Raw genomic sequence first — 19950 nt, forward strand, 5'->3', positions numbered from 1 at the left:
AATCCTCAGCTTTCGGTTTCGACGCGCGGCGCGCGGCAGATTTCCTGAATTCTCGGGGCATCGAACCCCTTTTCCGCGGCATGGGCCGAACAGGTCGCGGCGTCCCACGCCGCGAAGTCCGACGCCGGGTGCTCGCGCGAGATGTACCGGTAGGCGCCGGCCGTCTGCACATTGACCAGCGTGCCGATGACGCCAACCACCAGCAAGCGCGCGTACCAGCGCCCGCGCATGGCTGAGACGCGCCGAATTGCATGCGGCAGGCCGACGATGGCCAGAGCGGCCACCAGGGGCCACAGATCGACGTGGTAGCGCGGCGCGATGGTGGCGTAGGACAGCATCAGCAGCGCGGCGATCCCGGCGACGCCGACCAGCACGATCTCTCCGCGCCGCGCCCGTCGCAGCGTGCCGATGCCGACCGCGGCCGCGATGCTCCAGAACGTCCAGAGGAACACGATCCCCGCATCCGGCACCTCGATGCGGATCAATCCGAACCTCGGCTCCGTATAAGCCCGGTGGAGGCTCAAAACGGCCTCGCTGGCGGACGGCGCGTGCAACTGCGGAGGGCTGACCGCGTAGACGACGAGGTTCGGCACGATCCGCCCGGGATTGAAACGACCATGCTCGGCAAAGCCCGAAGCGCGCGCCGAGTCCTCGTCTTCGAACCCCCAGAAGGTCATGCCGTATTGGGTCCCGCCGGCGGCAAAGCTGCCGTGGACCTCGGTCGCACTGCCGAAGCGCATCTTGTTGAGGCCGAGGTAACCCGCGCCGCCGGCCCCCAGGATCGCGACCCCGAGAACGGCGGGAAGCAGCGCGGCGCGGCCGCGTTGTCCAAGGGCCCAGACGATCAGTGCCGCCACGCCGCAATAGAGGGCGACCGCCAGGTGCGGCCGTGCGTGCACGCAAAGCGCAGCCAGCACGGCGACCGTGATCAGGGCCCTGCCCGAGATGCGCCCGGATCTCACGGCTTGCATCCAGATATAGATGAAGCCGCCGAACAGCGCGTAGGCCACGGCGATCGGCTCCTGGTAGAACCCGTGGTTCGCCGTCAGCAGGACACCGGGTCCGCCGATCCAGGTGAGGATCCCGATGAGCGCCACGAACGGCAGGCGCTTCTCCTGCGATACCGAAACCTGGTCGAGCGTCCGCAGAAAGGCCGCATGATAGAACGTCGTGCCGAGAACGGCCCAGAACCAGATCGTGACGGGCGCCAATGACGCGGTGCCGACGGTCACGAACGGATCAAGCAATGCGCGGGTCAGCAGCGGCGCCAACCCGTGGTAGATGAAGGCGGTGCCATCCGGCGTATAGTGCCCCTCGATGCGCGCGACCCGGGCCGGCACGTCGAGCCGCCCCTCCTTCAGGGACAGCCAGAGCTGGTCGTAGATCTCGCTGCCGAAGGCCGCCGGGGTGGTGGTGGCCGAGAGGTGAAGCATCCAGGCGTAGAAGGTTGCCCCCAGGATCGCCACCAGCACGGACGCGGCACGCGTCCCGTCACGGCTCTGCGAGACATGCATGGCCGCGACGCTCATTCCGCCGCCACCCGCGCCGCGTAATCCTCGTCCGCGTCGGTGGCGTGCGGGGCCCGGTCGGCCTCGATGCGGCGCAGGCGGATCAGGGCCTCTTCGGTGAGGCGCCGGTTCGTGGCGATCGTGTCGCTCAGCAGGGCGATCGCGAGGGTGAAATACCCGGCCAGCAGCAGCACGCCGCCAAGGACCAGCGACTGAACGTGGCCGTCCCCGTCCCCGATCGCGTAGAAATAGAGGAAGCGCAGGATCGGCAGCATGCCGAACGCCGACATGACGAGACCGACCGTCATGAAGGTCCGCAGCGGCCGGTACATCACGCAGCTGCGCAACATGGTCACGACCTGGCGCCCCATGAACTGCCCCATCGACCGGAAGAGGCGCGAGGGCCGCATCGTCGGATTTGTGCGCACGGGCACCGAGCACACGGTCAGCCCGCGCTGGCCGGCATGGATCAGCGTCTCCACCGTGTAGCTGAAGCGGGTCATGACGTTGATGCTCATCGCGGCGTCGCGCGAATAGGCGCGAAAGCCGGTCACCGCGTCCGGCACGTCGAGGTCCGCAAGGCCGCGCACCACGCGGCTCCCGATGCGCTGCAGCATGCGCTTGCGCCACGAGAACGCGCGGTTCTCGCTCGGCTTGCGATCTCCGAGCACGATATCGGCACGGCCCTCGACGATCGGGCGCACGAGATCGGCAATGGAGCTGCCGCAATACTGGTTGTCGCCATCGGTGTTGACGATGATGTCCGCCGACTGGGCCAGGGCATTCTCGATTCCCGCCTGGAAGGCGCGGGCGAGGCCCTTGTTTCCCTTCAGGCGGACGATGTGCTCGACGCCGGCCCGGCGGGCGATCTCGACGGTCTCGTCGGACGAGCCGTCGTCGATGACCTGCACCTCGATGCACCCGATGCCGTCGATCTGGCGGGGGATCCCCTCCAGGACGACCGGCAGGGTTTGCGCCTCGTTGTAGCAGGGAATCTGCACGACCAGCTTCAGAAGCCGATGCGCGGGCGCGGCCTGCTTTGCGAAGGTGCCCTGTATCGCTTCGTGCGTCATACCGATGTTGTCCCGTTCCCGATTACCCGTACCCTGTCGATCATCCGGGGGAATTGTGTCGAAACAGGGGACAAATCGGCTCCATTCGCGGAACAGGTGAAGGCAACTTCTGGCCCTCCGCTTCAGCCGTCCCGGCCCGAAACCTCCAGCAGAACCAGCGCCGGGTCCGGCCCCGCGACGGCCTCGAGCCCGTCTGCGCCCTCTCCGGCCGCGAGGCCCGTCGCAAAGGACGAGCCGTCGCCGTAGACCGCGTCGCGGCACAGCAGCAGGTAATCGGCCCCGGTCCTGCGAAGGGCGGCGCGCATCTGCGCCTCGTCGCCTTCGAAGGGCAACACGCCATCGGCCATGGCCTCCGGGCTGCGATGATAGGGACCCGCCAGCGCCATGTGATGGGTCAGGAGCAGCAGAGGCGCGCCGAGGTTCGAGGTGCTCAGCACCGCGCCGCTCGGCACGGTGTTCAGGCTGCGCAGGACATCAGGTGTCCGGCAAGAGGCATCGGTCGCGCGCATCTGCGCCGGGCCCATGCTGCTCCCGGCCCGCGCGGCCAGTGATGTCGCGAGGGAATAGAGCGCGGGCGAGAGCAACGTCAGCGCCAGCACCGGCACGAGCGCGAGCCGCGCCCCACGGCCCGCCCCGCGGGCCTTGCCGACCCGCAGCACGCCCTCGACGAGGTATCCGCACAGGAAGGGAAAGGCCGCCGCGCCCAGCATCACCAGCCGGATCTGGAACAGGCTGCCGATCACGCCCAGCCAGCCGAAAAGCAGCAGGATGCCCACGCGGCGGCGCGTCTCGGCACCGCCGGCGCGGCGCCGCATGTCCAGGACCCAGAGGGCCGAGGCAAGCGCGGCCGCCATCAGCGCCGGAAAGACGAAGCGCACCGCCATGGTATCCCCGGCCAGCAGGGCCGGAAGCGCCGGGCGCGCCTCGGCGATGCGCATGCTGATAACGTCCTGCACGCGCTGCGGAAGATCGCCGTAGGGGCCCACGAGGCAGGGTCGCACGACGGGATAGACGAGCGCCACCGCAAGCACGACCAACACAAGGGCGGCGACGCCCCGCAGCGCGCCGTTCGGCACGCGCCCTGCCATCGCGGCCACGGCGAGGCAGCACAGCGCCCCGGCCGAGGCCAGCGCCAGGTAGGGCATCGACAACTCGTCGCAGCGCGTGGCCATCCATTCGTCGGGGGCGGTCTGACCGGCGAACAGCACCGCTGCGACAAGGGCCAGCGTCACCGAGAAAGCGCCGAGCTGGCGCGCCCTGCCCGGCGTCAGAAAGACGGTCTGGCACAGCAGCACGATCCCGGCGAGGCCGATCGCGGGCATCATCTCGAGCCCGACCGCCAGCGACATCGCCGAGGCCGCGCCTCCGATCGCCCCGAGCCTGCCCGCCGGCCCCGGAACGACGAGCGTGATGAGCGTGACGGCGGTCAGCAGCATCTGGATGTTGTGGTGATCGACATGCATGGGCGCGAAGAAGGTCGCCCCCGTCGGCGGCCACAGCAGAAGCGCCATGACGCTGACCAGCGCCGCCCTGCTGCCCAGAACCCGCCGGGCGGCCAGTCCCGTCGCGGCGATCAGGCCCAGAAACAGCAGCGTCGGCCAGGCGACCAGCGCGAAGACCTCGGCCCGCTCCGTCGACACCACGACCTCGCCCAGCCGGACAAGTCCGCCGATCGCGGCATCCACGAAGCGTGACCAGTGCAGGTCGAGGCCCTCGGGCGGCACCATGCGGTACTGCCGCGTGTCGAACCATGCCTGCCCCGCCAGCCAGTCCCGCACCGACAGGAAGCGCATGATGTCGTCGTTGCCGGTCTGCGCGAGGCCCTCGATCCCCGAGGAGGCCGTCAGGACCGCCTTGGCGACCACCAGCGCCATGGCCATGAACAGGACCATGCGGAATCGCCGATTCTCGCGGGGGTCTGCGTCGTGCTGAAGTGCCATGTCTGTCCTGTCTCCGGCTCCTTTTGCGCCTCTCCTGCGCATCCAAGCGGGCATCAACATGACAGGTGCTGGCCGAAAGTGTGGCCCGGCAGAACTCACGGGATCAACCAGAATTCGCCGCATTTTCGCCGGCATCCTGCGGCTGATTGGGCCCGGAACGACAGGACGACCGCCGGAGCAGCAGACGATGCCAGTGATTTACCCCAGCAGGTTCCAGAAGGAGCGGGACGCGCTCGATGCATCCGACCTCAAGGTCGTGGTCCTGATCCCCTGCTTCAACGAGGCGGCCGCGATCGGCGGCGTCGTGCGGGATTTCCGCAAGTCCCTGCCCGAGGCCGAGATCTACGTCTACGACAACAACTCGACCGACGACACCGCCCGGGTCGCCGCCGAGGCCGGCGCCATCGTCCGCTTCGAGCCGCGGCAGGGCAAGGGCCACGTGGTGCGCCGGATGTTCGCCGATGTCGAGGCCGACATCTTCGTGATGGTCGATGGCGACGACACCTACGATGCGGGCGCCGCGCGCAAGATGGTCGACACCATGCTGCACGAGGGGCTGGACATCGTGAACGGCGTCCGCGTGCCCGAGACGGGCACCGCCTATCGCCCCGGCCATGCCTTTGGAAACAAGGCACTTTCCGGCCTCGTCCGGACGATCTTCGGACGCGGCACCACCGACATGCTGTCGGGATACCGCGTGTTCTCGCGCCGCTTCGTCAAATCCTTCCCGATGATGTCCCGGGGCTTCGAGATCGAGACCGAACTCACCATTCACGCGCTGGAACTCCAGATGCCGGTCGGCGAGGTCGCAGGCCGGTTCAAGGACCGCGCCGCAGGCTCCGAAAGCAAGCTGCGGAGCATCCAAGACGGCATGCGCATCCTCGGGACCATCGTCCGGATCCTGCGGCAGGAACGACCGCTTCCGGTCTTCGGTGCCGCCGCGGCCCTGCTGGCGCTCGCCTCGCTCGGGCTGGCCTCGCCGGTGGTCCTCGAGTATCTTGAAACCGGACTGGTGCCGCGCCTGCCCACGGCGGTGCTTGCGGCCAGCATGATGATCCTCGCCTTCCTCATGGGGGTGGCCGGGCTCATCCTCGACACCGTGACGCGGGGCCGGCAGGAGGCGAAGCGCATGCACTACATGGCAGTGCCCGGCGTGCTCAGCGAACTCGGCATGCGGCGGCCCGCCCCGGGCGTCGCGCTGGAGAAGACCTGATGCCGGGCCTCTCGAGGCCCTTTCTCAGGTTTGCCGTCGTCGGCGGCGTCGGCTTCGTCGTCGACGCGGGCGCGCTCTATGCATTCGTCTCGCTCGGCGGCGACGCCTTCCAGTCGCGGATCGCGAGCTTCGCGATCGCCGTCACCGTCACATGGCTTCTGAACCGCATCTGGACCTTCAGCGGACGCGGCGCGCGGACCATCCCGCAGGAATTCGCGTCCTACCTCGCGGTGCAGGGCGTCGGGATCGTCCTGAGCTACGCGGTCTTCGCCCTCGTCCTTTCGCTCATCCCTATGACGGCCGCCAACGCCGTCCTCGCCACGGCCTGCGGGTCGGCCGTCGCGCTCATCGGCAACTTTTTCGGGGCGAACAGGCTGGTGTTTCCCGGCTATCGCCCCTCAAGCAGACCCTGACAGCACCACGGCTCGGTCCCGGTGCCGTGACGCAGGGCGCGACAGGTCACCGACGAGCGCAGCCCGCCGATGGCCCTGACATCCCGGCGAAACGCCGCTCCTAGCGGTAGCGCGAGGTCGCGCTGCGAAACGCGGACTGGATGTCGTCCCAGGCGCGGTCGAAGCCTGCCTTCATGTCGTCCCAGGCCTGGTCGCTGGCATGCTGCATCTTCTTGAGCTGCGCCTCGGCCTCGTCGCGGTGCTTTCGCATCTCCGCGAGGTTCTTCTCGTAGCTGGCCTTGGCCTCGGCCTGCGATTCGCGCATCTTCGCCTGCATCTTGTCAATCTCGGCGTTCCATTCGTCGATGCGCGCCTTGGTCTTCTCGACGTATTCGTCGCGGTCCATCATGGTACACTCCTCCCGTTTGCGCCCTTCCGGCTGTGATCCACTCTAGACCACTCGGGCGCCCGCGTCTTGGCCCGCGTGACCCCGGCGCGCGGCGTGGCGTCGCAAAGGCCCGAGGCTTGCCGCCCCCGCCCCGACCTGAAAGGATCGCGCCGGAAACGACCCCTCTGCGCGGCGATGGGAAACGCCGCGGGGAAACGCGGAAAGGACGGGCGGCATGACCGAGTTCATCGTTCTGGGCGCCGGCATGGCGGGCGTCGGCGCGGCGCTGGCGCTGCAGGCGCGCGGCCACGCGGTGAGCCTGCTCGACCGCCGCGCGCCCGGCTCCGAGACCAGCCATGGCAACGCCGGCGTCATCCAGTCCGAGGCGGTCGAGCCCTATGCCATCCCGCGCGACGTGCCGACGCTGCTGCGCTACGCGCTGGGGCGCAGCAACGACGTGGTCTGGCACGCCCGCGACCTGCCCCGCCTCGCGCCGGCGCTCTGGCGCTACTTCCAGCAATCCGCGCCCGCCCGGCATGGCGAGATATCCCGCAGCTACGCGCAGCTCATCGGCCGCGTGCTGGACGACCACGCGCCCCTGATCACCGCTTCCGAAAGCGAGCCGCTGATCCGCCGCACCGGCATGGGCGAGATCCACCGCTCGGCCCGCGCCCTCGAGGCCGCCGCGCGCGAGGCCCGGCGCCTGCGCGAGGCCTACGGCATCCCCTCGCAGGTGATGGACGCCTCTGCCATGCGCGAGGACGACCCCGCGCTCAGGTCCGGCCCCGCCGGCATGCTGCTCTGGACCGGCTCCTGGAGTTGCACCGATCCGGGCGCCCTGACCCGCGCCTATGCCGACCTCTTCGCCCGGCGCGGCGGACGCGTGCTGACGGGCGAGGCGCAAAGCCTCGCCCGGCGGGCCAGCGGCTGGCAGGTCGCCAGCGACGACGGGCCGGTCGAGGCCTCGCAGGTCGTGGTCGCGCTCGGCCCCTGGGGCCCCGACCTGCTGCGCCGCTTCGGCTATCGCGTGCCGATGGTCTGGAAGCGCGGCTATCACGGCCACTACGACACACCCGCACGGCTGGCCCGCCCCTATGTCGACGCCGACAACGGCGTCGTCATGAGCTCGATGACGCGCGGCCTGCGGATCACCACCGGCGCCGAACTGGTGCGCCGGGACGGCCCCGCCGCCCCGCGCCAGCTGGAACGCGGGCGCCGCGCGGTGGCGGAACTGGTCGAGCTTGGCGAGCCGGTGCCCGACGGCCAGTGGCACGGCCACCGGCCCTGCCTGCCCGACATGCTGCCTTTGGTCGGCCCCGCCCCCCGGCACGAGGGGCTCTGGTTCGACTTCGGGCACGGCCACCAGGGCTTCACGCTCGGCCCCACCACCGGCGAGATCCTGGCCGAGGCGATCGAGGGCCGCGACGATGCCCTCACCGCCGCGCTCGACCCGCGAAGGCGGGGTCTCTGACCGGCCTCATGTCTTGGCCAGCCGGTAGACCGCCGGGATCACCAGAACCGTCAACGCGGTCGAGGACAGCAGCCCGAAGAGCAGCGATATCGCCAGCCCCTGGAAGATCGGGTCGACGAGGATCACCGCCGCCCCGATCATCGCCGCCAGCGCGGTCAGCAGGATCGGCTTGAACCGCGTGGCGCCCGCCTCGATCAGGATATCGACGGTCACGCGCCGGTCCGGGTCGGCGTGGCGGATGAAATCGACCAGCAGGATCGAGTTGCGCACGATGATCCCCGCCAGCGCGATGAAGCCGATCATCGAGGTCGCCGAGAAGGGCGCCCCGAAGAGCCAGTGCCCCGCCATGATCCCCAGGAAGGTCAGCGGCACCGGCGTCAGGATCACCAGCGGCAGGCGGAAGCTGCCGAACTGCGCCACCACGAGGATGTAGATCCCCAGCAGCGCCACCGCAAAGGCCGCGCCCATGTCGCGGAAGGTGACCCAGGTGACCTCCCACTCGCCGTCCCAGAGCAGCGAGGGATGCGCGGTGCTCTCGGGCTGGCCGTTGAGACGGATCTCGGGCTGCATCCCCTCGGGCCAGTCCATCGCCTCGATCCGGTCCGCGACCGCCAGCATGCCATAGAGCGGCGCCTCGAAGTCGCCGGCCAACTCGCCGGTCACCATGATGACGTCGTAGCCATTGTGCCGGAAGATCGGGAACGAGGCGCGCTCCTCGGTGATCCGAACCACGTCGCCCAGTTCGACCACGCCGCGCCCGCCGGGCAAAGCGTTGGCCGGCACCGGGGTCGAGAGCGCCTGCGCGTCCAGCACCTGGTCCGCCCGCGCGCGCGCCATGACGATGGGGATGGGCCGCCGTCCCTCGCCGCGGTGCGAATAGCCCACCGTCGAGGCGCCGTTGAGCAGGCGCAGCGTCTCCAGCGCGTCGGCCTCCTGAAACCCGGAAGAAGTCGAGATCCGAGGGCTGAAGCTCGGCCCGCAGGCGGCGCGGGCGGGTGCCGTAGCTGTCGTCGACATCGACCACGAAGGGCACCTCGGCAAAGGCCCCGCGCACGCGCTCGGCCACCGCGCGGCGTGTCTCGGCGTCGGGGCCGTAGATCTCGGCCAGCAGGGTCGAGATCACCGGCGGGCCCGGCGGCGGCTCGACCACCTTGAGCACCGTGCCCGCGGGCACCTCCAGCGCCGCCAGCCGTTCGCGCAGATCGAGCGCGATGTCGTGGCTGGTGCGATCCCGCTCGCCTTTGTGCGCGAGGTTGAGCTGCACCTCGCCCATCTCGGGGCCCTCGCGCAGGTAGTAGTGGCGCACCAGCCCGTTGAAGTTGAAGGCCGCCGCCGTGCCCGCGTGGGTCTGGGCCGAGTGCACCTCGGGCAGCTCCAGCGCCACCCGCGCGGCACGCTGCGCCACGGCGTCGGTATCCTCGACGCTGGCACCCTCGGGCAGGTCGATGACGACCGAAAGCTCGGACTTGTTGTCGAAGGGCAGCAGCTTGACCGTCACGTCCTTGGTGTAGAACAGCCCCAGCGAGCCGAAGGAGAGCACCACCACCGCCAGCAGGAAGAGCGCGCTGCGCCCCTTGCCCGCCAGCAGCGGCCGCGCGACGGCGGCGTAGACCCGGCCCAACCGCCCGCCCGGGAAGCCGCCCTCGCCCTCGTGGTGCGTCGGCGCGCGCCCCGCGACCTTGAGCATCAGCCAGGGCGTGATCATCACCGCCACGAAGAAGGAAAAGATCATCGCGGCCGAGGCATTGGCCGGGATCGGGCTCATGTAGGGGCCCATCAGCCCCGACACGAAGAGCATCGGCAGCAGCGCCACCACCACGGTCAGCGTCGCCACGATGGTCGGGTTGCCGACCTCGGCCACGGCCGAGACGGCGGCACCGAAGCGGCTCTGCCCCTCGCGCTTCATGGCCCAGTGGCGGGCGATGTTCTCGATCACGACAATGGCGTCGTCCACGAGGATGCCGATGGAGAAGATCAGCGCGAAAAGCGAGACGCGGTTCAGCGTGTAGCCCATGATGTAGGCGGCGAAAAGCGTCAGCAGGATCGTCAGCGGGATCACGATGGCCACGACCACCGCCTCCCGCCAGCCGATGGCGAAGAGCACCAGCGCCACGATCGACACGGTCGCCAGCGCGAGGTGGAACAGCAGCTCGTTCGCCTTCTCGTCGGCGGTCTCTCCGTAGTCGCGCGTGATCTCCACGGCGACGCTGTCGGGGATCAGCCCCTCCCGGCCCTGCATTTCCTCGACCCGGTGCAGGATCTCCTCGGCCACCAGCACGGCGTTGGCCCCCGCGCGCTTGGCCAGCGCCAGCGTCACCGCCGGGGCGCGGTGCACCTCGCCGTCCGCGCCCCGGTGCAAGGTGGCGACATGATGCTCGTCGAGGTCGGACACGAAGCCCACCTCGGCCACGTCGCGGACGTAGACCGTGCGCCCGTCGCGGGCGGTCAGCTCGAGGTTGGCAATCTCTTCGGGCGTCGACAACGTCTCGCCGATGACCAGCCCGACCTGCTCGCCGCCGTCGCGCAGGTTGCCCGCCGGCGCCGCGCTGTTGGCGCCCTGCACCTTGCCCGCAAGCTGTTGCAGCGTGATCCCGTAAAGCGCCAGCCGCTCGGGGTCCGGCGCCACGCGCAGCGCCTCGCCGGTGGCGCCGATCAGGTAGGTCAGCCCCACGTTCTCGATCCGGGCCAGCCGAACCTCGACCTCGCGCGCGATGCGGGTGAGGTCGGCGGCGGTGATGCTCGCCTGCCCCGCGACCGGGCTGAAGGTCAGCCCGACGATGGCCACGTCGTTGATGCCGCGCCCCACGACCAGCGGCTCGGGGATGCCCACGGGGATGCGGTCGATGTTGGCGAGGATCCTGTCGCGCACGCGCAGGATCGCGGTGTCGGCATCGGTGCCGACCTCGAAGCGCGCGGTCACCATCACGCGGTCGTCGCGGGTGTCGGAATAGACGTGCTCGACCTGATCGATGCCCTTCACGATGGTCTCGAGCGGTTCGGTCACCAGCTTCACCGCGTCCTCGGCGCGCAGCCCGTCGGCCTGCACGTGAATGTCCACCAGCGGCACCGAGATCTGCGGCTCCTCCTCGCGCGGGAGGCTGACCAGCGCGATCAGGCCCAGCGCCAGCGAGGCCAGCAGCAGCAGCGGCGTGAGCGGCGAGGCGATGAAGGCGCGCGTCAGGTGTCCGGCGAGGCCCAGCGCGCCGGTGGGGCCGTGGTGTCCGTCACTCATCGCCGGTCACCACCACGTCGCCGGGCCGCAGCCCGGTCAGGATCTCGCGCCATTCCGTGCCGTCGCGGGTCACGCCCGCCCCGGGCACCACGGTGCGCCGCAACGGGCCGTCCGGCGTCTCGACCGTCACGAAGTCGAGCCCGCCCGCGCGCGAAAGCGCCGCCTCGGGCACCAGCACGGCCTCGCGCGTGCCCACCGGCAGGCGCACCGGCACGCGGCGCCCGACAAAGGCGTCGTCCAGCCCCTCGACCTCGACATCGGCCTGCACCCGGCCGCCCGCGATCTGCGGGTAGAGCTTGGCCAGCCGGCCGCGCCGCGTTTTGCCCTCGCCGCCGATCTCGATCTCGTCGCCCTCGGCAAGATCGCCGGCGTGGCGCTCGGGCACCGCCAGCCGCAGGAAGACCCCGCCGCCGCCGACCGTCGCCGCCGCCTCGCCCGGGACCACGACCGAACCCACCGAGAGCGGCACCGTCAGCACGATCCCCGCCTCGGGGGCCAGCACCTCGCCCTCGGCGATCTGCTGCTCGACCGACAGCCGGTCGGCCTCGACGCCGGAAATCTCCCCCCGGATCACGTCGACCTCGGTCTGCAACGTCTCGAGCCGCTGACTGGTGATGACCCCGCGCTCGATCAGCTGCTCGCCGCGCGCCAGCTCGGACTGCGCCGTCTCCAGCCGCGCCCGCAGGGCGCCCAGCCGCGCGTCCAGCGCGTCGATGCGGAAGCCCAGCTTCTGGTCCTCGATCATGGCGATGCGCGCCCCGGACTCGACCCGGTCGCCCTCGGTCACCTCCAGCGCGGCCACGGTGCCGCCGATGCGGGCGCGCGCGGGCACCGTGTCGCGGGTCTCGACCTGGCCGTAGACCGATTTCCACTCGGTCACCGGCTGCGGCGCGATCTCGATCCGCTCGGCCATGGCGGGCTGCGCCAGGCCCGCCAGCAGCAGGAGAAGCAATCGGGGGGGCTGTCGCATGTCGGTCTCCGGGCCAAGATACATCGGTGATTCCGAATATACTTATGCACCGGAGCCCCGGGAAACCTTGATCTGCCGCAAGCTTCGGCGACGGGCCGGTTGGCACGCCCCGGCCCCGCCCGGAGGCGCGCCGTCAGTCCGCGCCCGTCACCGTCAGCCCCAGCAGGCGCCAGACCTGCATGCCGCCCCGATAGTAGGAAATCCGCTCGGCGGGATAGCCCGCCTCGATCATGTTGCGGATCGCCGTCGGAGACTGCCCGCACCAGATGCCGTTGCAGAACAGCGCCACGGGCTTTGCCCCGCTGCAATCCCACCCCTCGAAGTCGGGCTCGCAGCCGAGCTGGCCCAGCTGGTCGACCACGTAGGTATAGGGAATATTGATCGCGCCGGGGATCGAGCCGCCCTCGAACCAGTCCGGGGTGCGGCTGTCGATCACCACCGACTCCGGGTCCTGCAGCATCTCGATCAGCTCCAGCTCGCCGATGGTGGTGACGCCGGGCGCCGGCGTGTTGGGCTGGATGCAGAAAGCCGGACAGGGCCGCGAGGTGCGCGCCCAGTCGCCGGACAGCTCGTGCGAGGTGTCCTGGTTGCGTTCGATCGTCACCGGGCCGCTCTCGGTCTCGACGGTGACGCTGGGCATCGACTTGGTGATGCCGACCTCGGTCTCGGCCAGCGCGGGCATGGCCGCGGCGGCCAGGCCCAGGGCGAGTGTCAGGGTGCGGGGTGTCATGGTCTCTCCTCCTGAACCGATGGTTCCATGCGGGCAGCCTAACCGGGCGCCTGCGCCCCGTCATCCCGCGCCGTCGCGGTGCGGCACCGCGTCCCCCCTGGCACGCGGCGGTGCGGCGGCCGGCCGGAGCTGCGACGCCGCATCGTTTTGATATCCGTACGGAAGCAGGGCATGATCTGTACATGACGGGCGCGAACCCGGCCCAGACGGCCGGACCGCGCGACCCGCCGGAGCGTGGCATGACGACAGACGACCAGACACCTGCGGAAGCCCCGCCTGCGCCGATGCCGCCAGCGGGCCTTGCGCTGCGTCCCCGCGGGGACAGCGCCGTGCTGGAGCTTTCCGGCGCGCTGACGGTGCACGAGGTGACGCAGCTGCAGGCCCGCCTCGAGCGGCTCGAGCATCCCCCCGAAGCCATCGACCTGTCGGGGCTCGAGCGCATCGACACCGCCGGCGCCTGGGCGCTGCTGGCGCTCGAACGCGCCCGCGCGGCCGAGGGCACGACCCTGCGCCTTGAGGGGGCCAGCGCCGAGACCACGCTGCTGCTCGACCACGTCCGCCGCGCCCTGCCCGAGCCCGAGGAACCGCCCCGCCGCGAGCGCGGACTGACGGCCATGCTCGAGCGCACCGGGCGCTCTGTCGCCGCGGGCGCGGCCTTCCTGCTCGACCTGCTGGGCTATTTCGGCCTCTTCCTCGCCCGCCTCGGCCGCACGCTGCGCCACCCGCGCGAGTTCCGCATGACCGCGCTGGTCGCCCATGCCGAGGAGGTCGGCTATCGCGCCGTGCCCATTGTCGGGCTGATGGCCTTCCTGATCGGCGTCGTGCTGGCCTTCCAGGGCTCGGCGCAGCTGCGGCAGTTCGGCGCCGAGGTTTTCGTCGTCGATCTCATCGCGATCTCGGTGCTGCGCGAGCTTGGCATCCTGCTGACCGCCATCATCGTCGCGGGCCGCACCGCCTCGGCCTTCACCGCCGCCATCGGCTCCATGAAGATGCGCGAGGAGATCGACGCCATGCGCACGCTGGGCCTCGACCCCGCGACGGTGCTCTTCGTGCCGCGCATCCTCGCCCTCCTGATCATGTTGCCGATCCTCGGTCTCATCGCCAACGTGATGGGGCTGTTCGGGGGCGCGCTGATGTCGTGGATCGAGCTCGGAATCTCGCCGTCGATGTTCCGCACGCGGCTGCTCGAGGGCACGGATGTCTCGCATGTCGTCGTGGGGCTCGTGAAGGCGCCGGTCTTTGCACTCATCATCGGCGTCGTTGGCTGCCACGCGGGGATGCAGGTGCAGGGCAACGCGGAATCGCTGGGGCGGATGACCTCGCAGGCGGTGGTGACCGCGATCTTCGCGGTGATCGTGGCCGACGCGCTCTTCTCGATCTTCTTCGCGCAGGTGGGCCTGTGAGCGGGCCCGCCGACACCCCCGAGGTCGTGATCCGCGTGCGCGGCCTGCAGAACCGCTTCGGGCGGAACATCGTGCACGAGGGGCTCGACCTCGACGTCTACCGGGGCGAGATCCTCGGCATCGTCGGCGGCTCGGGCACCGGCAAGTCGGTGCTGCTGCGCAGCATCACCGGGCTGCAACGCCCCGACGCCGGCCGGATCGAGGTGCTGGGCGTCGACATCCTGTCGGGCGACGAACGTGCCCGCGCCACACTCGACGAGCGCTGGGGCGTCATGTTCCAGGACGGGGCGCTCTTCTCCTCGCTCACGGTGCGCGAGAACGTCGAGGTCCCCCTGCGCGCCATCGAGGGGCTGGACCCGCGGATCCGCAGCCAGCTGGCCGATCTCAAGATCTCGATGGTCGGCCTGCCCTACCTCGCCGGCGACAGCTACCCCGCCGAGCTTTCGGGCGGCATGCGCAAGCGCGCGGGGCTGGCACGGGCGCTTGCGCTCGACCCCGAGATCGTCTTCCTCGACGAGCCGACGGCGGGCCTCGACCCCATCGGCGCGGCGGCCTTCGACACGCTGATCCGCGGGCTCAGCCGCTCGATGGGGCTGACCGTCTTCCTCGTGACGCATGACCTCGACACGCTGCACGCGATCTGCGACCGCGTCGCGGTGCTTGCCGAACGCCGCGTGCTGGTCGAGGGCGGCCTGCGCGACATGCTTGCCGTCGACCACCCCTGGGTGCACGAGTATTTCCACGGTCCGCGCGCCCGCGCGGTCTTCGATGTCGCCTCCCCGGGCGGCACCGGGACGAAGGAGTAACGATACGGAAACCCGCGCGAACTATGTCCTCATCGGCGCCTTCGCCATCGCGGGGGTGCTCGGCATCCTCGGGTTCTTCCTGTGGTTCGCGCGGATCGAGCTCGACCGCCAGTTCGCCTACTACGACATCGACTTCCGCTCGGTCTCGGGCCTGAGCGATGCCTCCGACGTCCGCTTCGCGGGCCTGCCCGTGGGCCAGGTCGTCGACGTGGGCCTGTCGCCGGCGAACAACGGGCGCGTGCGCGTGCGCGTCGAGGTCGCCGCCGACACCCCGGTGCGCGCCGACAGCATCGCCACCATCGAGGCGCAGGGCGTCACGGGCGTGTCCTTCGTGGGCATCAGCGCGGGCTCGGCCGATGCGCCCCTGCTCTCCGAGACCTCCGACGACCCGGTGCCGCGCATCGAGGCCGGCCAGTCGGTGCTGCAGTCCATCTCGCAGGACGCGCCCGAGATCCTGTCGGAAATGCTGGAGGTCGTGCGCGAGATGCGCCGCCTCGTCAGCCCCGAGAACCGCCAGCGCGTCGAGGCAATCCTCGGCAACGTCGAAAGCGCCTCGGGCGAGTTCACCCGCGCGCTCGACGATTTCTCTGCAGTCAGCAACACGGTCTCGGATTTCGCCGGCGAGATCGGGCGCTTCAACGAAACGCTCGACCGCCTGACCGGCGACGTCTCGGGCGTGCTCGAGACCGCCGACACGGCGCTTGCCTCGGTCGACCGGCTGGCGGGCGATGCGGGGCAGCTGGTGGAACAGGGCTCGCAGACGCTGAGCCGCCTCGAGGCGCCCATCGCCTCGGCCGACCGCTACATCACCGAGGATCTCGGCCCCGCGACCCGGCAGCTGCGCGAGTCGGTGGCCGAGATCGAGGCGCAGCTGAGCGCGCTCGGGGCCCGCGCCGACGCGCTCATGCAGACCTACGCCCGCACCGGAGAGGCCGCGACCGCCCGCCTGACCGAGGCGCGCGAGACGCTGGAGGCGACCGATGCGCTGATCGCCCGCTTCGACGCGACGCTCGCCAGCGTCGACGGCGCGGCGCAGCGCATCGACGCGCTGGTCGCCGGCGACGGGCAGGCGCTGGTCTCGGAGTTGCGCACCGCGACGACCGAGGCCACCGAGGTGATCCGCAGCATCGGCAAGACCGCGCGCGACGACCTGCCGGAGATCGTCGCCGACATCCGCGCCGCCAGCGCCACGGCCTCGGAGACCTTCGAGACGCTGGGCCGCGACCTCGGTGCCGCCTCGGGGCGCGTTGACGCGCTGGTGAGCTCGGCCGACACCACGCTGGACACGGTGCGCGACAGCTTCGAGCGCGCCAACGAGACGCTGGGCGCGATCAACGCGGCGCTCGAGACCGGAGACCGCGCGATGGGGGCCGCCGAGCGCGCCTTCGACGGCGCCGACCGCTTCATGAACGAGGATCTCGACGGCATCACCGAGCGTCTGCAGTCCACGCTGGACGTGCTCGAGGCGGCGGTCGGCGACGTGGCCGAGGACATCCCCGCGGTGACGGAGGAGCTGCGCGCCGCCAGCCGCTCGGCCGAGGCGGCCTTTGCCCAGATCCGCGGCGTCGTGGGCGACAGCGCCCCCGCCGTGCGCGACTTTGCCACGACCGCGCTGCCGCAGTATGGCAGGCTCGCGGTCGAGACCCGCGCGCTGATCGACACCCTCGACGCGCTGTTCCAGCAGATCCGCCGCGACCCGGGCCGCTTTTTGTTGGAGCCCCGCGCCCCGGAATACAGACGATGAGAGCCACGCCATGACACTCAAAGCGCTTTGCCTGACCGCCCTCACGGCCGCGAGCCTTTCGGGCTGCGCCGCGATCACCTCGCTGAGCGAGGCCTCGCGCCCGCTCGAGATCTACGAGCTGCGCACGCCCGAAATCGCCCAGGCCCCGGCGCGCCGCGGCGCGGTGGAGCTGGTGGTCGAGGAGCCCATCGCCAGCGGCAGCCTCGCGACCGAGCGGATCATGATCCGCCCCGGCCCGCTGCAGGCGCAGTACCTGCCGGGCGTGCGCTGGTCCGACACCGCGCCGGTGATGCTGCAGACGCTGCTGGTGCGCACGCTGACGCAGACCGGCGCCTTCGCCTCGGTCGGGCGGCGGCCGCTGGGCAGCCACGGCGACTACGCGCTGCTGGGCGAGCTGACCGATTTCCAGGCCGAGGCGCCCGCCGATGCCGAGACGGCAACCGTACGGTTGCGGGTTGTCTTCCGTCTGGTTCGCGAGGACGACGCCTCGGTCGCCGCGACGCGCAGCTTCGAGGTCACCGAGCCCGCCGCCAGCCCGGAGCCCGAGGATGTCGTCGCCGCCTTCGACCGCGCCACGCAGCACCTGCTGTCCGAGATCACCGACTGGGTCGTCACCCGTCGCGGTCTGGGCTGAGGCCCCCGGGGCAAAGCGGCTGGACGCCGACCGCCGCGCCGGTTATCCCCCCTGCCAAAGGCCATCCGTGTCCCGCGAGGGCGCGCGCGTGAACTGGTGAGACAATGCCCGACCTGCTGATCGAACTCTTCTCCGAGGAAATCCCCGCACGCATGCAAGGGCGCGCGGCCGAGGATCTGAAGGCGCGCATCACGGACGGTCTCGTGGAGGCCGGCCTCACCTATTCCGGCGCCGCCGCCTTCGCGACGCCCCGCCGCCTGGCGCTGACCGTCGAGGGCCTGCCTGCGCAGAGCCCGGCCACCCGCGAGGAACGCCGCGGCCCGCGTGTCGACGCGCCCGAGAAAGCGATCGAGGGCTTCCTGCGCGGCGCCGGCGTGGCGCGCGAGGACCTCGAGGAGCGGGATGACAAGAAGGGCCGCGTCTTCTACGCCGTGATCGAGAAGCCCGGCCGCCCGGCGCCCGAGATCGTGGCCGAGGTGCTGGAGCGCACGGTGCGCAACTTCCCCTGGCCCAAGTCGATGCGCTGGGGTGCGGGCAGCCTGCGCTGGGTGCGCCCGCTGCACCGCATCCTTTGCATCCTCTCCGACGAGGGCGGCGCAGAGGTCGTGCCGCTCGAGATCGACGGCATCCGCGCGGGCGACGTGACCGAGGGCCACCGCTTCATGGCGCCCGAGCCGTTTTCCGTCACCTCCTTCGAGGATTACGAGGCAAAGCTGAAGCGCGCCAAGGTGATCCTGAACGCGCAGGAACGCGCCGAACACATCTGGCACGACGCCACCAACGGCGCCTTCGCCATCGGCATGGAAGTCGTCGAGGACCGCGGCCTGCTGGCCGAGGTGGGGGGCTCGTCGAGTATCCCGTCGTGCTCATGGGCGAGATCGGCGCCGAGTTCATGGAGCTTCCGCCCGAGGTTCTGCAGACCTCGATGAAGGAGCACCAGAAGTTCTTTTCGGTCAAGAATCCGGCCACCGGGCGCATCGAGAGCTTCGTGACGGTCGCAAATGTGCAAACCGCGGACGATGGCGAGACCATCCTCGCGGGCAACCGCAAGGTGCTGTCGGCCCGCCTGTCGGATGCCAAGTTCTTCTGGGAGAACGACCTGCGCATCGCCAAGACCAAGGGGCTCGAGGCCTGGACCGACCGTCTGGAAAACGTGACCTTCCACAACCGTCTCGGCTCGCAGAAGGACCGGATCGAACGCATCGCGTCGCTTGCGCGCGAGATCGCGCTGGCCGTGGGCGCGGATGCCGGCCTCGCCGAGCAGGCCGCGCGGGTCGCCAAGGCCGATCTTTCGTCCGAGATGGTCTACGAATTCCCCGAGCTGCAGGGGCTTATGGGCCGTTATTACGCCGAGGCCGCAGGCCTTCCGGCCGAGGTCGCGGCGGCCTGCGAAGAGCACTACGCGCCGCTGGGTCCCTCGGACGCGGTGCCCGAGGCGCCGGTCTCGGTCGCCGTGGCGCTGGCCGACAAGCTCGACACGCTGACCGGCTTCTGGGCCATCGACGAGAAGCCCACCGGCTCCAAGGACCCCTTCGCGCTGCGCCGCGCCGCGCTTGGCGTGATCCGGCTGGTGCTGGCCAACGGGCTGCGGCTCTCGCTCGACCGCTATGTCGACGCCCAGATCGTGCGGCACAAGCGCCACCTCAACCACGAGGCCTCGGCCGAGGAACTGGCCGCGCTCGACTCGCTGGTGGACGAGATCGCCGATCACGGCGTCTTCGGCGCCGCCTTCCGCTCGGTGCTGTCGCGTCTCGAGGGGGACGAGGCCGCACCTGCACAGAAGGGGTCGCTCTTCCGTACGGTCGGCAACCTCGTGCCGGACCTCTCGACCGACCTGCTGGCCTTCTTCCACGACCGGCTCAAGGTGCACCTGCGCGACGAGGGCATCCGCCACGACGTGATCGAGGCCTGCCTCGCCATGCCGGGGGCCGACGACATCCGCCTGCTCGTGGCCCGGGCCGAGGCGCTGGCGGCGGTGCTCAAGACCGACGACGGCGAGAACCTCGTGCAGGGCTTCAAGCGCGCCAACAACATCCTGACCCAGGCCGAGGAGAAGGACGGCGTCGAATACAGCTTCGGCGGCGACCCCAAGTTCGCCGAAGCGCGCGAGGAAACGGCGCTGTTCGAGGCGCTGGCGACGGCCGACAAGAAAATCGGCCCGGCCATGAAGGACGAGGACTACGCCACCGCGATGGCGGCCATGGCCGGTCTGCGGGCCCCCATCGACGCCTTTTTCGAGGCGGTGCAGGTCAATTCCGACAACGAGGTCGTGCGCCGCAACCGCCTGAACCTGCTCAATTCCATCCGCACCACCTGCCTGCAGGTGGCCGACCTCACGCGGCTGGAGGGTTGACGCTCGGGCCGGTCCCAGGGGGCCCGGCCGGCGTTGCACATTGGCATTAACCGCGCCTTTGCGGCGAAGGGCGATATTGCCAGACACCGCCAA

General features: G+C 70.4%; 13 protein-coding genes and 2 pseudogenes. 8 read left to right on the forward strand and 7 right to left on the reverse strand.

The window, feature by feature from the left end; genetic code table 11:
- Positions 1-5 precede the first annotated feature (5 nt).
- The 3 genes from SALMUC_RS18320 to SALMUC_RS18330 all read right to left on the reverse strand — a co-directional run bounded on the left by SALMUC_RS18320 (position 6) and on the right by SALMUC_RS18330 (position 4521).
- Positions 6-1529: a hypothetical protein gene (locus SALMUC_RS18320; RefSeq protein ID WP_020039052.1), complete on the reverse strand. Its 1524-nt coding sequence runs from the start codon at positions 1527-1529 to the stop codon at positions 6-8.
- Positions 1526-2581 (reverse strand): glycosyltransferase family 2 protein, encoded by a 1056-nt coding sequence (locus SALMUC_RS18325; RefSeq protein WP_020039051.1) that lies wholly within the window; start codon positions 2579-2581, stop codon positions 1526-1528. The genes SALMUC_RS18320 and SALMUC_RS18325 overlap by 4 nt, the downstream gene beginning before the upstream one ends.
- Before the next feature lie 122 nt (positions 2582-2703).
- On the reverse strand, positions 2704-4521 hold the full coding sequence (locus SALMUC_RS18330; RefSeq protein WP_020039050.1) for a hypothetical protein: 1818 nt from the start codon (positions 4519-4521) through the stop codon (positions 2704-2706).
- Between the two features lie 187 nt (positions 4522-4708).
- On the opposite strand from SALMUC_RS18330, the gene SALMUC_RS18335 reads away from it, so the two are divergent.
- On the forward strand, positions 4709-5734 hold the full coding sequence (locus tag SALMUC_RS18335; protein WP_020039049.1) for a glycosyltransferase family 2 protein: 1026 nt from the start codon (positions 4709-4711) through the stop codon (positions 5732-5734).
- The gene (locus SALMUC_RS18340) at positions 5734-6147 is read left to right on the forward strand and encodes a GtrA family protein (RefSeq protein WP_020039048.1); all 414 of its coding nucleotides are present in this window, start codon (positions 5734-5736) and stop codon (positions 6145-6147) included. Before SALMUC_RS18335 ends, SALMUC_RS18340 begins: the two co-directional genes overlap by 1 nt.
- A gap of 100 nt (positions 6148-6247) precedes the next feature.
- Here the strand turns inward: SALMUC_RS18340 and SALMUC_RS18345 are convergent, their stop codons facing one another.
- Positions 6248-6535 carry a sll1863 family stress response protein gene (locus SALMUC_RS18345; RefSeq protein WP_020039047.1) on the reverse strand — a complete coding sequence of 96 codons (288 nt, stop codon included), beginning with the start codon at positions 6533-6535 and terminating at the stop codon, positions 6248-6250.
- 214 nt (positions 6536-6749) lie between these two features.
- Between SALMUC_RS18345 and SALMUC_RS18350 the strand changes: the two genes are divergently transcribed.
- Positions 6750-7985, forward strand: a complete 1236-nt coding sequence (locus SALMUC_RS18350; protein ID WP_020039046.1) for an NAD(P)/FAD-dependent oxidoreductase — start codon at positions 6750-6752, stop codon at positions 7983-7985.
- A 6-nt stretch (positions 7986-7991) separates the two neighbouring features.
- Here the strand turns inward: SALMUC_RS18350 and SALMUC_RS18355 are convergent.
- From SALMUC_RS18355 to SALMUC_RS18365, 3 genes and pseudogenes are all read right to left on the reverse strand, one after another.
- Positions 7992-11217, reverse strand: a pseudogene (locus tag SALMUC_RS18355) (efflux RND transporter permease subunit).
- Positions 11210-12187: an efflux RND transporter periplasmic adaptor subunit gene (locus tag SALMUC_RS18360; protein ID WP_051155949.1), complete on the reverse strand. Its 978-nt coding sequence runs from the start codon at positions 12185-12187 to the stop codon at positions 11210-11212. The pseudogene SALMUC_RS18355 and the gene SALMUC_RS18360 overlap by 8 nt, the downstream one beginning before the upstream one ends.
- A gap of 133 nt (positions 12188-12320) precedes the next feature.
- Entirely contained in the window at positions 12321-12917 is a 597-nt protein-coding gene (locus tag SALMUC_RS18365) for a rhodanese-like domain-containing protein (RefSeq protein WP_020039043.1), read from the reverse strand.
- A gap of 239 nt (positions 12918-13156) precedes the next feature.
- Between SALMUC_RS18365 and SALMUC_RS18370 the strand changes: the two genes are divergently transcribed.
- From SALMUC_RS18370 to glyS, 5 genes and pseudogenes are all read left to right on the forward strand, one after another.
- A complete protein-coding gene (locus SALMUC_RS18370) occupies positions 13157-14320 on the forward strand; it encodes an ABC transporter permease (RefSeq protein WP_425414315.1) in 1164 nt (387 codons plus the stop codon).
- Positions 14317-15126, forward strand: coding sequence for an ABC transporter ATP-binding protein (locus SALMUC_RS18375; RefSeq protein ID WP_020039041.1), 810 nt, complete (start codon positions 14317-14319; stop codon positions 15124-15126). Before SALMUC_RS18370 ends, SALMUC_RS18375 begins: the two co-directional genes overlap by 4 nt.
- Entirely contained in the window at positions 15089-16870 is a 1782-nt protein-coding gene (locus SALMUC_RS18380; RefSeq protein ID WP_021120608.1) for an MlaD family protein, read from the forward strand. The genes SALMUC_RS18375 and SALMUC_RS18380 overlap by 38 nt, the downstream gene beginning before the upstream one ends.
- A 10-nt stretch (positions 16871-16880) precedes the next feature.
- Positions 16881-17504 carry an ABC-type transport auxiliary lipoprotein family protein gene (locus tag SALMUC_RS18385; RefSeq protein WP_020039039.1) on the forward strand — a complete coding sequence of 208 codons (624 nt, stop codon included), beginning with the start codon at positions 16881-16883 and terminating at the stop codon, positions 17502-17504.
- 104 nt (positions 17505-17608) lie between these two features.
- Positions 17609-19857: pseudogene (gene glyS / locus SALMUC_RS18390) on the forward strand (glycine--tRNA ligase subunit beta).
- Positions 19858-19950 lie beyond the last annotated feature (93 nt).

It is taken from the genome of Salipiger mucosus DSM 16094, from assembly GCF_000442255.1.
Classification (GTDB): domain Bacteria; phylum Pseudomonadota; class Alphaproteobacteria; order Rhodobacterales; family Rhodobacteraceae; genus Salipiger; species Salipiger mucosus.

Bases quoted from the DNA above. Each gene is read 5' to 3' on its own strand.
- SALMUC_RS18320 (WP_020039052.1), bottom strand. From the start codon at position 1,529: ATGAGCGTCGCGGCCATGCATGTCTCGCAGAGCCGTGACGGGACGCGT.
- SALMUC_RS18325 (WP_020039051.1), bottom strand. From the start codon at position 2,581: ATGACGCACGAAGCGATACAGGGCACCTTCGCAAAGCAGGCCGCGCCC.
- SALMUC_RS18330 (WP_020039050.1), bottom strand. From the start codon at position 4,521: ATGGCACTTCAGCACGACGCAGACCCCCGCGAGAATCGGCGATTCCGC.
- SALMUC_RS18335 (WP_020039049.1), top strand. From the start codon at position 4,709: ATGCCAGTGATTTACCCCAGCAGGTTCCAGAAGGAGCGGGACGCGCTC.
- SALMUC_RS18340 (WP_020039048.1), top strand. From the start codon at position 5,734: ATGCCGGGCCTCTCGAGGCCCTTTCTCAGGTTTGCCGTCGTCGGCGGC.
- SALMUC_RS18345 (WP_020039047.1), bottom strand. From the start codon at position 6,535: ATGATGGACCGCGACGAATACGTCGAGAAGACCAAGGCGCGCATCGAC.
- SALMUC_RS18350 (WP_020039046.1), top strand. From the start codon at position 6,750: ATGACCGAGTTCATCGTTCTGGGCGCCGGCATGGCGGGCGTCGGCGCG.
- SALMUC_RS18360 (WP_051155949.1), bottom strand. From the start codon at position 12,187: ATGCGACAGCCCCCCCGATTGCTTCTCCTGCTGCTGGCGGGCCTGGCG.
- SALMUC_RS18365 (WP_020039043.1), bottom strand. From the start codon at position 12,917: ATGACACCCCGCACCCTGACACTCGCCCTGGGCCTGGCCGCCGCGGCC.
- SALMUC_RS18370 (WP_425414315.1), top strand. From the start codon at position 13,157: ATGACGACAGACGACCAGACACCTGCGGAAGCCCCGCCTGCGCCGATG.
- SALMUC_RS18380 (WP_021120608.1), top strand. From the start codon at position 15,089: ATGTCGCCTCCCCGGGCGGCACCGGGACGAAGGAGTAACGATACGGAA.
- SALMUC_RS18385 (WP_020039039.1), top strand. From the start codon at position 16,881: ATGACACTCAAAGCGCTTTGCCTGACCGCCCTCACGGCCGCGAGCCTT.